The sequence below is a fragment of the Nocardia rhizosphaerihabitans genome, from assembly GCF_014646295.1.
GTDB lineage: Bacteria > Actinomycetota > Actinomycetes > Mycobacteriales > Mycobacteriaceae > Nocardia > Nocardia rhizosphaerihabitans.
In genome coordinates this window covers 1141686-1154751 of sequence record NZ_BMNE01000002.1, presented here as the reverse complement: position 1 = coordinate 1154751, position 13066 = coordinate 1141686, and the positions used below count along the sequence as shown (strand labels likewise).

14 protein-coding genes and 1 tRNA gene are annotated in these 13066 nt (G+C 68.3%); 6 read left to right on the top strand and 9 right to left on the bottom strand.

From position 1 onward, the window contains the following. Nucleotides 1-89: 89 nt before the first annotated feature. Entirely contained in the window at nucleotides 90-1187 is a 1098-nt protein-coding gene (locus tag IEY60_RS11820; RefSeq protein WP_373291708.1) for an MCE family protein, read from the top strand. Between the two features lie 294 nt (nucleotides 1188-1481). Here IEY60_RS11820 and IEY60_RS11815 read toward each other — a convergent pair. From IEY60_RS11815 to IEY60_RS11785, 7 genes are all read right to left on the bottom strand, one after another. Then, a tRNA-Ala gene (locus IEY60_RS11815) sits at nucleotides 1482-1554 on the bottom strand. Between the two features lie 184 nt (nucleotides 1555-1738). Continuing rightward, nucleotides 1739-2479, bottom strand: a complete 741-nt coding sequence (locus IEY60_RS11810) for a DsbA family protein (RefSeq protein ID WP_189026978.1) — start codon at nucleotides 2477-2479, stop codon at nucleotides 1739-1741. A 70-nt stretch (nucleotides 2480-2549) separates the two neighbouring features. Next, a complete protein-coding gene (locus tag IEY60_RS11805) occupies nucleotides 2550-3884 on the bottom strand; it encodes an MFS transporter (RefSeq protein WP_189026976.1) in 1335 nt (444 codons plus the stop codon). After that, entirely contained in the window at nucleotides 3881-5518 is a 1638-nt protein-coding gene (gene pgm, locus IEY60_RS11800; protein ID WP_189026974.1) for a phosphoglucomutase (alpha-D-glucose-1,6-bisphosphate-dependent), read from the bottom strand. Before pgm ends, IEY60_RS11805 begins: the two co-directional genes overlap by 4 nt. Before the next feature lie 47 nt (nucleotides 5519-5565). Beyond that, the gene (gene crcB, locus IEY60_RS11795; protein WP_308426096.1) at nucleotides 5566-5955 is read right to left on the bottom strand and encodes a fluoride efflux transporter CrcB; all 390 of its coding nucleotides are present in this window, start codon (nucleotides 5953-5955) and stop codon (nucleotides 5566-5568) included. A gap of 37 nt (nucleotides 5956-5992) precedes the next feature. Continuing rightward, complete coding sequence (crcB, locus tag IEY60_RS11790; RefSeq protein WP_189026972.1) at nucleotides 5993-6415, bottom strand: fluoride efflux transporter CrcB; 423 nt, start codon at nucleotides 6413-6415, stop codon at nucleotides 5993-5995. 110 nt (nucleotides 6416-6525) lie between these two features. Continuing rightward, the gene (locus tag IEY60_RS11785) at nucleotides 6526-8025 is read right to left on the bottom strand and encodes an MFS transporter (protein WP_189026969.1); all 1500 of its coding nucleotides are present in this window, start codon (nucleotides 8023-8025) and stop codon (nucleotides 6526-6528) included. A 130-nt stretch (nucleotides 8026-8155) separates the two neighbouring features. Between IEY60_RS11785 and IEY60_RS11780 the strand changes: the two genes are divergently transcribed. The 4 genes from IEY60_RS11780 (at nucleotide 8156) to IEY60_RS11765 (ending at nucleotide 11204) form a co-directional block, all read left to right on the top strand. After that, nucleotides 8156-8833: a TetR/AcrR family transcriptional regulator gene (locus IEY60_RS11780; protein ID WP_189026967.1), complete on the top strand. Its 678-nt coding sequence runs from the start codon at nucleotides 8156-8158 to the stop codon at nucleotides 8831-8833. Nucleotides 8834-8893: 60 nt separating this feature from the next. Then, nucleotides 8894-10195, top strand: coding sequence for a D-arabinono-1,4-lactone oxidase (locus IEY60_RS11775; protein ID WP_189026964.1), 1302 nt, complete (start codon nucleotides 8894-8896; stop codon nucleotides 10193-10195). 132 nt (nucleotides 10196-10327) lie between these two features. Beyond that, complete coding sequence (locus IEY60_RS11770; protein ID WP_189026962.1) at nucleotides 10328-10741, top strand: arsenate reductase ArsC; 414 nt, start codon at nucleotides 10328-10330, stop codon at nucleotides 10739-10741. 64 nt (nucleotides 10742-10805) lie between these two features. Then, entirely contained in the window at nucleotides 10806-11204 is a 399-nt protein-coding gene (locus IEY60_RS11765) for a VOC family protein (RefSeq protein WP_189026960.1), read from the top strand. Here IEY60_RS11765 and IEY60_RS11760 read toward each other — a convergent pair. Both IEY60_RS11760 and IEY60_RS11755 read right to left on the bottom strand, forming a co-directional pair. Continuing rightward, nucleotides 11180-11668, bottom strand: coding sequence for an NUDIX hydrolase (locus tag IEY60_RS11760; RefSeq protein WP_189026958.1), 489 nt, complete (start codon nucleotides 11666-11668; stop codon nucleotides 11180-11182). The two genes, IEY60_RS11765 and IEY60_RS11760, sit on opposite strands and share 25 nt — an antisense overlap. 122 nt (nucleotides 11669-11790) lie before the next feature. Further along, on the bottom strand, nucleotides 11791-12486 hold the full coding sequence (locus tag IEY60_RS11755; RefSeq protein WP_189026956.1) for a DUF6597 domain-containing transcriptional factor: 696 nt from the start codon (nucleotides 12484-12486) through the stop codon (nucleotides 11791-11793). A gap of 112 nt (nucleotides 12487-12598) precedes the next feature. Between IEY60_RS11755 and IEY60_RS11750 the strand changes: the two genes are divergently transcribed. Then, nucleotides 12599-13054: a YiiD C-terminal domain-containing protein gene (locus tag IEY60_RS11750; RefSeq protein WP_189026954.1), complete on the top strand. Its 456-nt coding sequence runs from the start codon at nucleotides 12599-12601 to the stop codon at nucleotides 13052-13054. Nucleotides 13055-13066 lie beyond the last annotated feature (12 nt).

The window sequence follows — 13066 nt, the reverse complement described above, 5'->3', positions numbered from 1 at the left end:
ATGTGACTATTTCATCAGTTCTAGTTCGTGGACGCGGCTGTCGAGATGTACGTGTCTTCAACGGCCGGAAGGAACACACCGTGGGGCTTCTGCACAGCACCGTGAACAGACGGTTTCGCATTGTCGCGGTGGCCGCCGCCGCGACAATGACGCTGAGCTGTTCCCTGCTTTCCGCCGATGACGGGCTCGGCCGCTCGACCGAGATCACCGCGGACTTCGAGAACATCGCGGGCATGTACGAGGGCAACGAGATCATGGTCCTCGGCCTCGCGGTGGGCAAGGTCGACAAGATCATCCCCAAGGGCACCTACGTCGAGGTCCACATGACCATCGACGCCGGCGTGAAGATCCCGAAAGACGCGATCGCCGCGATCATCTCGCCCTCGATCGTCACCGACCGCCACATCGAGATCACCCCGCCTTACACCGGCGGTGAGGCCATGGAGTCCGGCGACCACCTGCCCAAGGCCCGCACCAGGACACCAGTCGAACTGGACACGATGATCAAGACCATCGACCAGTTCGCCGCCGCGCTGAAGCCCGAACCCGGCCAGGAGGGTCTCGGCCCACTGTCGGGCCGGGTGCTCTACCCGGTGCTCAACGGCAACGGCCAGGAGATCCGCGAAACCCTCGACTCGCTGTCGTCGGCGTTGAAGGTCGGTGTCGACAACAAGGACGCCATCTCCGACATCATCATCAAGCTCAACGAGCTCACGACGATGCTGGCCGACAACGATCAGTCGGTGCGCGGTCTCAGCGACCAAATGACCGCCATGTCCGAGCTGCTCGCCGAACAGGCGCCCGGCCTGCAAGCCACCCTCGACCAGCTCAACCAGTTCCTGGCCAACACCTCGACGACCTTCGCCGGGCATCAGGAAGAACTAGCCGCCTCGCTCACCGGCCTGACCACCGTGACCAACCAGTTGCGCGACAACTCGGGCGCGATCGTCGAGATCGTCGACGTGGTACCGCTGCTCATGCAGAACATCGACGGCGCGATGGACAAGGAAAAGGGCTTCATGCGCAACCGAGCGCTGATCGGCACCGCTCTCTCGGGCGAGATCGTCAGCGTGTTCTGTGAACGCATCCAGATGAAGTCTGATGGTTGCCGTTCCGGCAACATGCAGGACTTCGGTCCGGACTACGGGCTCACCGCCGCACTACTGGGACTGACGAAGATCGGTTAACTCGCCGGGCTCCAGCCGGCCCACGGTGCAGCCGTTTCGAATTGGGCCGCCAAGCGCAGCAGCATCGCTCCACCGCCCAACTGCGCGGTGAACTGCACACCCTCGGCAGACGGGTTGATCGCCGCGCACTCCTGTCGGCAGCGAGAGCCGCTTGCCACCATGGTGGCCGAACACCCCCGCGATAGGCGGAACCGGCGAACAGGACCAAGGACCAAAACGGGGGGCAAACGCGGGGCCAGTCATGAAAAAACAGGTCAGGCCCGGTCTTAGACCGGGCCTGACCTGCTAATTTTGTGGAGCTAAGGGGACTCGAACCCCTGACCCCCACACTGCCAGTGTGGTGCGCTACCAGCTGCGCCATAGCCCCGTGTTCTGTTGTTTCAGCGGCTCTCGCTGCTGCCTGAATGAAGTTACACCATGCCTCTCGGGGACAACAAATCGGCTGGTAGGAGGCAGAAAAGTGGGGTTTTGGGCGGGGCCATTGGGGCCTGCGTGGAAGGCGGGGTCCGTGGGGGCGGAGTAGAATGTGCCGAACCTCACGCCGGGGTGGGTCAGGGGGCGAGGTTCAGGACCCAGTTCTCGTCGGTCCAGTCGATCTTGGTGGTGCCGTCGTAGATGGCGGGGGTGGCGGCCTTGTTGCCGGTGCGGGCGTCGAGGTCGTCGAGGTTCTGCTTGGCGGCGGCGCGGGCGGCATCGAGCTGGGTGCCGTTGGTGATGCACGGGCCGACGGATTCGGGGGCGCCGGATTCGATGGCGAGGGTGGCCAGGGCGGGGTTGCTCAGGTCGGCGCCGCCCTCCTCGGGCTGCTTGGCGGTGAACAGGGCCTCGTGGAACTTGCTGTAAGTGGGGCCCGAACCAGCCTGGGCGACACAGAGATTCGCGGCGATGGCGCGGGTGGAGTAGTCCTTGCTCTTGGACTGGGGGTCCAGGAACGCCACGAGGTGGTAGTTCACCGCCAGTTTGCCCTCGTCGATCTTCTGGGCGAGTTCCTGGCCGAAGGTCGTTTCCATCACGCCGCAGGCGGGGCAGATCGGGTCCTCGAAGATGTCGACGGTCTTCGGTGCGTCGGGGCGGCCGAGGCGGATGACGCCCTCGGGCTGGATCGCGACCTGCACGGCGGACTCGCGCACGGCGCCGTAGCCGTCGTTGCGTACCTCGGTGGGCGCCGTCTTGTTCCACTTGAACGCGGCGAACACGAAGAGCCCGATCACGACGAGGGCCACCGCGGCCAAGGCGTAGGTGGTGTTGCTGGAAACGGGACGGGGATTGTGCTGGGAACCGGCGCTGCTCACCCGTCCACTTTGCCTCGAGTCACCGCAGGCTCGCCGCCGGGGCCGACAAATGTACCGCTGACCTGTGGGTCTACCGTTTCTGCTGGTCGGAGTCGACCGGGCGTAGCGACGACACCATGCCGGTGCGCACCACGGGGACACCGTCGGGGCAGCCGTCGCAGGTGCATTGCGGATCGATGCCGTCACCGGCGTGATCGGGGTGCTCCGGGTCCTCCGGATGTTTGATCCGGGACGGTTCCGGCGTCACCAGCCACACCGCCGCCGACACCGCGAGCACACCACCGGTGACCGCCATGCCCACCCCGAACGAGGTGTGCTCGGCCACCCAGCCGATCCCGATCGGACCGAGCACGGTGCCCAGATCCGCCGCCATCTGGAACGCCGCCAGCACCGGTCCGCCACGCGCGCGGGCGCCGATCACATCGGCCAGCGCCGCCTGCTGCGCCGGGCTGAACATCCCCGACCCCACCCCGGCGACGAAGGAGGCGGCCAGGAACCAGGGCAGCGAGGGCGCGAACCCGAGCACACCGGTGCCCACCGCGCAGATCGCCGAGCCCGCGATCAGGAACGGTTTACGGCCGAACCGGTCCGACAGCCGGCCGGACACGAACAGCACGGCGGCATTGCCCGCGGCGAACACGGTCAGCGCCACACCGGCCATGCCCGATTCCTGCTCCAGGATCTCCACGACCAGCAGCGGAACGAAGGCCATTCGCACACCGAACACCGCGGCGCCACCGGCGAAACTCGACAGCAGGACCGCGCGATAGGCGGGTTCGGACCAGGCGTGGCGGAAGGTGAATGCCGGTGCGGTCATGCCCTCCTCGACCGCCAGCACCGGCGATTCGCGCAGGCCGACGAAAACGATCCCGCACACGATCAGCAGCGCGGCCGCGTAGATGAGGAACGGCGCGCGCAGCCCGAGCCCGGCCAGGCCGCCACCGACCAGCGGACCGAGCAGCGAGCCGATCAGGAAGCTGGTCGAGTAGATCCCCGAGACCCGCCCGCGCGCGGCGGGCGGGGACACCCGGATGATCAGCGCCATCGACGACACCGTGAACATCGTCGACCCGACACCACCGAGCGAACGCAGCACCAGCAGTTGCCAATACGTCTGGGCCAGCGCACACGCACCGGTCGACAACGCGACGATCAGGATGCCCGCCAGATACACCCGCCGCTCGCCCAGCTTCTGCACGAGCCGCCCACTGGCAGGCGCGAACAGCAACCGCATCAGGGCGAACGCGCTGACGATCGCCGAGGCCGCCGCGATCCCGACGCCGAATTCGCGCGCGTACTGCGGCAGGACCGGCGCGACGAGACCGAAGCCGAGCGCGATGACGAAGGCCGCCGCGATCAGTACCCAGATCTCGGCCGGTAGTCGTACCTTCGCCGGAGCGCTCACTCGGCCAGCGCCTGATTCACCATCTCCTCGGCGGCGGCCTGCACCTGGGTCAGATGCTCGGAGCCGAGGAACGATTCGGCGTAGATCTTGTATTTGTCCTCGGTGCCCGACGGGCGGGCGGCGAACCAGGCGTTCTCGGTGGTCACCTTCAATCCGCCGAGCGGTGCGCCGTTGCCGCGCGCGGTGGTGAGGATGCCGGTGATCTCCTCGCCCGCGATCTCGGTGCCGGTGACGGCGTCGGGAGTCAGCGCCGCGAGCTTGGCCTTCTGCGCGCTGGTCGCCGCCGCGTCGATGCGCGCGTAGGCGGGGCTGCCGTACTGGCGTTCCAGCTCGCCGTAGCGGGCCGACGGGGTCTGACCGGTGACGGCGGCGATCTCGGCGGCGAGCAGTGCCAGCAGGATGCCGTCCTTGTCGGTGGTCCATACGGTGCCGTCCATCCGCAGGAACGACGCGCCCGCGCTCTCCTCACCGCCGAATGCCAGGCTGCCGCTGAACAATCCGGGCACGAACCACTTGAACCCGACCGGCACCTCGTAGACGTCGCGGCCCAGCACATTGACGACCCGGTCGATCATCGACGAGCTGACCACCGTCTTGCCGATCTTGGTCAGCGCGTCCCACCACATCCGGTTCGCGACCAGGTATTCGATCGCGACGGCCAGGAAGTGGTTGGGGTTCATCAAGCCACCGTCGGGGGTGACGATGCCATGCCGGTCGGCGTCGGCGTCGTTGCCGGTGGAGATGTCGTAGTCGTCCTTGATGCCGACCAGGGCGGCCATGGCGTGCCGGGAGGACGGGTCCATCCGGATCTTGCCGTCGCTGTCGAGGGTCATGAAGCGCCAGGTCGGGTCGACGAACGGGTTGACCACTTCCAGTTCGAGATCGAAACGCTGGCCGATCTCCTCCCAGTAGTCCACGCTCGCCCCGCCCATCGGGTCGGCGCCCATCCGGATGCCCGCGCCGCGAATCGCGTCCAGGTTCAACGCGTTCGGCAGGTCGGCGACGTAGTGGTCGAGGTAGTCGTAGCGCTCGACATGGGTGCTCAGCGCCTGCGTCAGCGAGACCCGTTTCACCGCGGACAGGCCGCCGCGCAGCAGCTCGTTGGCGCGCGCGGCGATGGCGTCGGTGGCCTTGGTGTCGGCCGGGCCGCCGTGCGGCGGGTTGTATTTGAAGCCGCCGTCGCGCGGCGGATTGTGCGACGGGGTGACCACGATGCCGTCGGCCTGATGCTTGGTGCCGCCCCGATTGTGGCGCAGCACAGCGTGGCTCAGCGCGGGGGTCGGGGTGTAGCGGTCGCGGGCGTCGATCACGGCGGTGACGTCGTTGCCCGCGAGCACCTCGAGCGCGGTGGTCCACGCCGGCTCGGACAGGGCATGGGTGTCGCGCGCGAGATAGACCGGACCGGTGATGTCACGGGTCGCGCGGTATTCGACGATCGCCTGGGTGATCGCCATGATGTGCGCCTCGTTGAACGCGCAATCCTCGCTGGAGCCGCGGTGGCCGGAGGTGCCGAACACCACCTGCTGGCTCGGTTCGGCCGGATCTGGCACGCGGCTGTAGTACGCGGTGACCAGGTGGGCGATGTCCACCAGGTCGGTCGGGCGGGCTGGCCGTCCGGCGCGATCGTGGGCCATGGTGGGTGTTCCCTTCCGTGTCGGCTGCGCGCGGCTGGTCATGAGGATCATGCGCACAACCACTGGGTAAGGGACGCGGCGGCGTACACCGCGGCCAGGCTCGCCGCGACGCTGATCACGACATTGCCCACGGCATACACGTAGGCGCCCTCGGTCACCAGACGGACCGTCTCGTAACCGAACGTGCTGAACGTGGTCAGCGCACCACAGAAGCCGGTTGCCGCGAACGCCAGCAGCGCACTGCCAGCACTCGCGCCGATCAGACCACCGAGCAACGCCGAACCGACAATGTTAACGGTTAGTGTCCCCCATGGCAGCCCCGCCGGAAAGCGCGCGGACACCGCCCGATCGACCAGGTAACGAGCGGGGGCGCCGAGCATTCCGCCTGCCAGCACGAGTACCGCCGTCATCGGCGGCCTCGCCGCGCGGTTGCCCACATCTCGACCATCGGATGGCACCCTTCCGTCCTCGGATTCACGTGGTCCGCCGTCCGGCGCCTGCCACCCACCGGGTCGCGATCACGGCCACGGCCACGGCACCCAGTCCGGCGAGCAGCGAAAGGCCGAGATAGGCCATCGCCGTGCCCACCGCACCGGTGTCGATCAGTCTACGAAGCTCGAGGGCGAAGGTGGAGAAAGTCGTGAACCCGCCCAGCACACCGACTCCCAGGAACGGGCGAACCAGTTTCGGCGCCGCCCACAGTTCGGTGACGGCCACCATCAGCACCCCGATCGCGAAGCAGCCGGACACATTGACCGCCAGCGTCGACCACGGGAATTCTCCCGGGTGCACCGGCCACCAGTGCCCGGCGGCGAATCGGGCGCTCGCGCCGAGGCCGCCGCCCACCGAGATCGCCGCGAGGACGGCGGGATCGAGCGCCGGGGGCCGCGATGTCATGGCGCTGCCCTCCCCTGCTGATCCGACGGTGGTCGTCGCTCATGGTATCGAGACGCAGACAAACACCGATGGCCCGGACCGATTGTCGGTCCGGGCCATCGTCGGGTGGGTCAGTGCGCCAGCACCGGCTCACCTTCGGCCGGAGCGGGCACCGTGTTCGGCATGAGCACACCGATCACGATCGCACCGAGCACGAACGTCGCTGTCGCCCACCAGAAGCTGGTGGTGTAGCTCTCGATCGCGCCCTGCGCCATGGTCAGCGGACCCGGCTGACGCGCGGCGACGTAGTCGGTCATCGCCGAGGCGGCGATCGTGCTCAGCAGCGCGGTGCCGATGGAACCGCCGACCTGCTGGCTGGTGTTGACCATCGCCGAGGCGACACCGGCGTCCTCGTGGTCCACACCGGCCGTCGATCCCTGGAAGGCGACCGACATCGCGCCACCGAGGCCGAGGCCGAGCAGCACCAGCGCGGGCAGGATGTGGGTGGCGTAGCCGGTGTCCAGGCCGATCTGGGTCAGCCAGAGCATGCCCGCCGCGGCAACGAGGAAGCCGCCGCTGATGACGACCTTGGGCCCGACCTTTGGCAGCAGCAGCGAGGGCGCGGTGGTCGAGGAGGCCACCATGCCCGCGACCATCGGCAGGAACGCGACGCCGGTCATGATCGGCGAGTACTGCAGGGTCAGCTGCATGTAGTAGGTGAGGAACAGGAAGATCGCGAACATCCCGATGCCCATGATGAACACGGTCAGGTAGGACGCGCCGCGGGTGCGGTCGGCGACGATGCGCAGCGGCAGCAGCGGGTGCGCGACCCGGGTCTCGAGCCACCCGAACACCGCGAGCAGCACCGTGCCACCGATCAGGAAGGCCAGCGTGGAAGGCGCGGTCCAGCCTTCGGACTCGGCCTGCGAGAAGCCGTAGACGATGCCGAACAGTGCCGCGGTGACGGTGATCGTGCCCGGCCAGTCCAGCTTCGGCCGCGCGGTGGAGGTGTGCTTGGCCAGCAGCAGCACGGCACCGACCAGTGCGACGGCGGCGAAGATCAGGTTGACGTACATCGCCCAGCGCCACGACGCCCATTCGGTGAGCGCGCCGCCGAGCAGCAGGCCGATCGCGCCACCGGCACCGGCGACGGCGCCGAAGATGCCGAAGGCCTTGGCGCGTTCACCGGGTTCGGTGAAGGTCACCGTCAGCAGCGAGAGCGCGGCGGGCGCGAGCAGCGCGCCGAAGACACCCTGGCCGACGCGGGCGGCGACGAGCATCTCGAAGGTGGTGGCCGCGCCGCCGATCGCGGAGGCCACCGCGAAGCCGATCAGGCCGATGATGAAGGTGTTGCGGCGACCGAACAGGTCGCTGAGCCTGCCGCCGAGCAGCAGCAGGCTGCCGAAGGCGAGGGCATAGCCGGTGATGACCCACTGCCGGTCACCGTCGCCGAAGCCGAGGTCGGCCTGGGCCGCGGGCAGGGCGATGTTCACGATCGTCGCGTCCAGCACGACCATCAGCTGGGCGATGCCGAGTACGGCAAGCACCCACCAGCGCAGGGCGTGGGACCCGCGGCGGCCGGCATCCGCGGCCGCGGGACTCTTCGTCCCGGTCTCGAGTGTGGTGGTCATAACTCCCCTTGTAAGTCGGCGGGCTCGATGCGAGTGGCATAATCGGAGATATCGCCTCCGCTTCATCCGAAGCTACCAGAGTAACGGAGAAACCACCTCCACTTAATCCAGCGATGGGTAGGATGTACCTGTGAATCACGCCACGACGACTGCCGCACCACCCCGCCGACTGCGCGCCGATGCCGCGCGCAACCAGGCACGTATCGTCGCGGCCGCTCGTGAACTGTTCGCCGATCACGGCCTGGAGATAACCCTCGACGACGTCGCCGAGCGCGCGGGCGTCGGCGTCGGCACCGTCTACCGGCGCTTCGCGAACAAAAAGGAGCTCATCGCCGAGGTCTTCGACCAGCACATGGTCGACTTCGCCGACGCGGCCGACGAGGCGATGCGCAATCCCGACCCGTGGCTCGGCCTGGTCCAGTTCTTCGAAGACGCTTGCCAGCACTTGGCCACCAACCGAGGCTTCAGCGAAGTGATGCTCGAGCTCGAGGAGGACCCGGCCCGCTTCGCCGAGCTGCGCGATCGAATCCGCCCCTCGGTCGCGGCGATCGTCGACCGCGCACGCGACGCGGGCGCGGTGCATCCCGATGTCACCACCACCGATTTCTTCGCGCTGATCCACATGGTCAACGCGTTCGCCGAGTTCGCCGGCCCGGTGAATTCCGAAGTCTGGCAACGCTATATGGCCATCACGCTCAACGGCGTCCGCACCGACGCTGTCCCGCGCCGCCCCCTGCTCGTCGACCCACTGACCGACGAGGAAGTCGAGCAGGCCAAGGCCGCGGGCTGCCTCGGCCGACGTCGCTGAGCAGCACTTCCACCCCCGTGCAGTAGCGCGCGTCACAGTCCATCCTCTACTGTTGGACGCATGACCAAGAGCACCTGGGTGAACTGGGCGGGCGAGCAGCTCTGCTCACCCGCCGTCGTCGCCGCACCGCGCGGCGTCGAAGAACTGGCCGAGATCGTCGCCGAGTCCGCCGCCGCGGGCCGGACCGTGCGCGTCGCGGGATCGGGCCATTCGTTCACCGACGCCGTGCTCACCGACGGCACCCTGATCGACCTGGGCGGCCTGGACCGCGTGCTCGAGGTCGACACCGCGACCGGCCGCGTCCGGGCCGAAGCCGGGCTCACCCTGCACGCGGCGAGCCCGCTACTGCACTCGCACGGCCTGGCCTTCCCCAACCTGGGCGACATCGACACCCAGACCATCGCGGGCGCGACCGCCACCGGCACCCACGGCACCGGTGCCAAGCTGCGCAACATCTCCGCGGCGCTGCATTCGGTGGAGGTGCTGCGCGCCGACGGCACGCGGGTCGAGCTCAACGAGGAGACCGACCCCGACGGCTGGCGGGCGGCGCGGGTCAGCATCGGCGCGCTCGGCATCGTCACCGCGGTGACCCTGCAGCTCGAGCCGTCGTTCGTGCTCGACCTCGTCGAGCGGCCGGTCCCGATCGCCGAGGTGCTCGACAACCTCGACGAACTCGCCGACGGCAGCGACCATTTCGAGTTCTTCGCCTTCGCCCACGCCGATGTGGCGATGACCAAGTCGAGCAACCGCTCCACCGAGCCGGAGCAGCCGCGCGGCCGGACCACCGCCTGGCTCAACGACGTCGTGCTCTCCAATCACCTCTTCGACGGACTGTGCAAGGTGGGCAGGCGGATTCCCGCCGTAGTCCCCGCGATCCACCGGGTCGCGACCCTGGCGGGCAGCAACAACCGCAAGATCGACCGGTCCTACCGTGTCTTCGCCAGCCCGCGCCTGGTCAAGTTCACCGAGATGGAATACGCGATCCCGCGCGAGCACGCCCGCGCCGCGATCACCGAGATCCTCGACGTGACAAAACGATTCGACACCCCGATGCCGATCGAGGTGCGCTGGGTCGCCCCCGACGACGCGTTCCTGTCCCCCGCCGGTGGCCGCGATACCTGCTACATCGCGGTGCATCAGTACGAGGGCATGGTGTGGGAGCCGTACTTCCGTGCCTGCGAAGCGGTGTTCAATCGGTATCAGGGCAGGCCGCACTGGGGTAAGCGGCACTTCCAGACCGCCGAGACGCTGCGCACCCGCTATCCCGACTGGGACCGCTTCGCCGCGGTGCGCCGCCGCTTCGATCCCACCGGCGTGTTCGCCAACGATTATGTGAACCGGGTGCTCGGGCCGCTGGACTGACGGCGGGCGGTGCGGACATCCGGCGGACAACTGTGTCGCAGGTCGGCACCACGCGCACCCGTCCGGATGGAATGATGGTCGTCGATATCCGAAGCGCCACAAGCACTTCGCCCCTGCGCCGAAAGGGCGACCATGGCCCACACTCCCAGCGTGTTGTTCGTCTGCGTCCACAATGCGGGCAGGTCACAGATGGCGGCGGGTTTCCTACGGGCGATGGCCGGTGACCGGATCGAGGTGCGCACGGCAGGCAGCGAGCCTGCCGCCGAGCTGAATCCCGCCGCCGTCGAAGCGATGGCCGAGATCGGCATCGACATCGCCGGTGAACGGCCCAAGCCGCTCACCGACGACGCCGTCGGCCTGTCCGACGTGGTGGTCACCATGGGCTGCGACGAGGTGTGCCCCTACTTTCCCGGAATCAGTTACCGCGACTGGGTTCTCGCTGATCCCGCCGGGCAGCCGATCGAGGTGGTCCGCGGCATTCGCGATCATCTGCAGATCCTGATCGGCAACCTCATCGCCGAACTGGTGCCCGTTCCCGCGCGCTGAAGATCGTTCGCGCGGGTCCGATTCGTTCAAGACGACATCACACGCCCGTGTCTACGCTGCGGATATGACTCCTCAGCTCGATGTCTTCTCGATCGTCGTCTCCGATATGGCCGCCTCGGTGGCCTTCTACCGCAAGCTGGGGCTGGCGTTCCCCGAGGGTGCGGAAAACGAGGGCCACACCGAGGCGCCGCTCGGCGGTGGCCTGCGGCTGGCGCTGGACACCGAAGAGGTGATCGCCTCGTTCGCCCCCGGCTGGCAGCCGCCGACCGGCCCCGGCCGCAGCGGCATCGCGTTCCGCTGCGCCGATCCGGCCGAGGTCGACAAGCTCTGGGGCGAGCTCGTCGACGCCGGCTACCACGGTGAACTCGCGCCGTGGGACGCCGTCTGGGGCCAGCGCTATGCCACGCTCGCCGACCCCGACGGCCAGGGCATCGATCTCTACGCGCCGCTGCCCAGCGAATAGGCCGACCAACCGCGCGGATCGCGCTGACGCTGCTGATAGCGGCCAAGGATCTCGCGCACCTCGTCGCTGACCGGCGGTTCACCGGTCAGCCTCGTCCACAGGTGCGTGTCGTGTTCGGTCAGCGTCACCGGTCCGTGCGCGGCGACCTCGGCGACGAAGGTGAACTGCCTGGTGCGGGCGCCGCCGCCGGACAGGTAGTCGAATTCGCCCAGATAGTCACTGATTCCGGTGACCTGCAGGCCGGTTTCCTCCGCGACCTCGCGGGCCACCGCGTCGTCGAGCGCCTCGCCCGGCTCGACCACGCCGCTCGGCAGTTCCCAGCGACCGCTCAGATAGTCCGATCGTCGGCGGCGCAGGATGAGAACCCGGTGGTGGCGGACGACGACGGCGCCGACGACAAGTCGACGGACCTCATCTCGCTCGGCCTCGATACGAAGCGTGGAGTACACGGTTTCGTCGATCATCAGGTCACATCCTCTCGTCGGTGGTTCGGACTTGCCTGGCACATACGACGGGGCGTGCCTTGTGAGCGTAACCCTCCGTCACGATGTTGCCGAATGAGACTTTCCGGGCGTCGAGGGGTCGATCAGCAGGCCTGCAAGGCGCGCACCGAGCATCCGGCCAGGTCACGGAACTCCCGGGACAGGTGCGCTTGGTCAGCGAACCCGGTTACCGCTGCCGTTTCCGCCGCCGGGACACCGGCTCGCACCGCCGCCAACGCGCGCTGAAAACGCAGAATCCGGGCCAACATCTTGGGTCCGTACCCGAACGCGGACAGCGAGCGCCGGTGCAGCAGCCGGGGCGATATCCCGGCCAGCGCCGCCGTTTCCGAGACCGTCGCGCCCTCGGCGATGGTGTCGGCGATCGCGGTGAGTGCTGGATCGGGAGGGCCGGATTCGGCCGCGAATCGCAATGCGATCGATTCCATCGCTGCCACGCGGTCGGGCGCGTTGTCCACGTGATCGATCAGCTCCCTGGCCCGGCGATCGGGAACGATCGCGGCCAGGTCGACGCGCTGATTCAGCAGTTCCACCGCCGGAATACCCAGTAATGCCGGCGCGATCCCCGGCGCGAACCGGATTCCGACGAATTCCGTCGCCCGGTCAGGGGGCACGTGGAAGGCGCGGCTGTCGGGACCGGCCACCATCAAGGTGCCCTCGGTCCAGATCAGATCCATGCAGCCGTCGGGGAACACCGTGACCGGGTCGGCGGGCGGGGGCCCGGTGCGCGCCCAGACGACGGCTCGGTCGAGCCGCGCCGCGCGTTCCCGGTATTCCGCCACCCCTCCGACGGTAGCCCCGGGCGCCGACAGAATGCCGCGCCGAGGTGGGCTGCCGCCGATACGCTTGGCTGAGCAGGGACAGCGGAGTCCCGTTCGGGAAAGGACGCGGCCCATGCCCGCAGACGACTTGGTCGACACCGTCAACAGCGCCATCGAACTAACCGTTCCGGCGGCGGCGAAGATGGGGGTGCGCGCGCTCGAGGTGCGCCGCGGATTCGCGGCCACCACCGTGCCGAGCGAGGGCAACGGCAATCATTTCGGCGCCATCTACGCGGGCGTCCAGTTCACCGTCGCCGAGGTACTCGGCGGCGCGATCACCGCGGCCAGCTTCGACACCAGCGCGTTCTATCCCCTGGTGAAGTCGTTCGACATCTCCTTCCGGGCGATGGCCCGCAGCGACCTGCGCGCGGAGACCACGCTGAGCGAGGACGAGATCGAGCGGATCAGCGCCGAGGCCGCGGCCCGCGGGAAGGCCGATTTCGTGTTGGAGGCGGTGGTCACCGACGCCGAGGGCACCACCGTGGCCACCTCACGCGGGGTCTACCAGCTGCGTGCGTTCGGGCGCTGAATCGTAGGGTCG

What these genes read in the sequence shown, in the direction of transcription:
- pgm (WP_189026974.1), bottom strand. Translation starts at nt 5,518, where the DNA reads ATGGCCCACGATCGCGCCGGACGGCCAGCCCGCCCGACCGACCTGGTG.
- crcB (WP_189026972.1), bottom strand. Translation starts at nt 6,415, where the DNA reads ATGACATCGCGGCCCCCGGCGCTCGATCCCGCCGTCCTCGCGGCGATC.
- IEY60_RS11785 (WP_189026969.1), bottom strand. Translation starts at nt 8,025, where the DNA reads ATGACCACCACACTCGAGACCGGGACGAAGAGTCCCGCGGCCGCGGAT.
- IEY60_RS11775 (WP_189026964.1), top strand. Translation starts at nt 8,894, where the DNA reads ATGACCAAGAGCACCTGGGTGAACTGGGCGGGCGAGCAGCTCTGCTCA.
- IEY60_RS11770 (WP_189026962.1), top strand. Translation starts at nt 10,328, where the DNA reads ATGGCCCACACTCCCAGCGTGTTGTTCGTCTGCGTCCACAATGCGGGC.
- IEY60_RS11765 (WP_189026960.1), top strand. Translation starts at nt 10,806, where the DNA reads ATGACTCCTCAGCTCGATGTCTTCTCGATCGTCGTCTCCGATATGGCC.
- IEY60_RS11760 (WP_189026958.1), bottom strand. Translation starts at nt 11,668, where the DNA reads ATGATCGACGAAACCGTGTACTCCACGCTTCGTATCGAGGCCGAGCGA.
- IEY60_RS11750 (WP_189026954.1), top strand. Translation starts at nt 12,599, where the DNA reads ATGCCCGCAGACGACTTGGTCGACACCGTCAACAGCGCCATCGAACTA.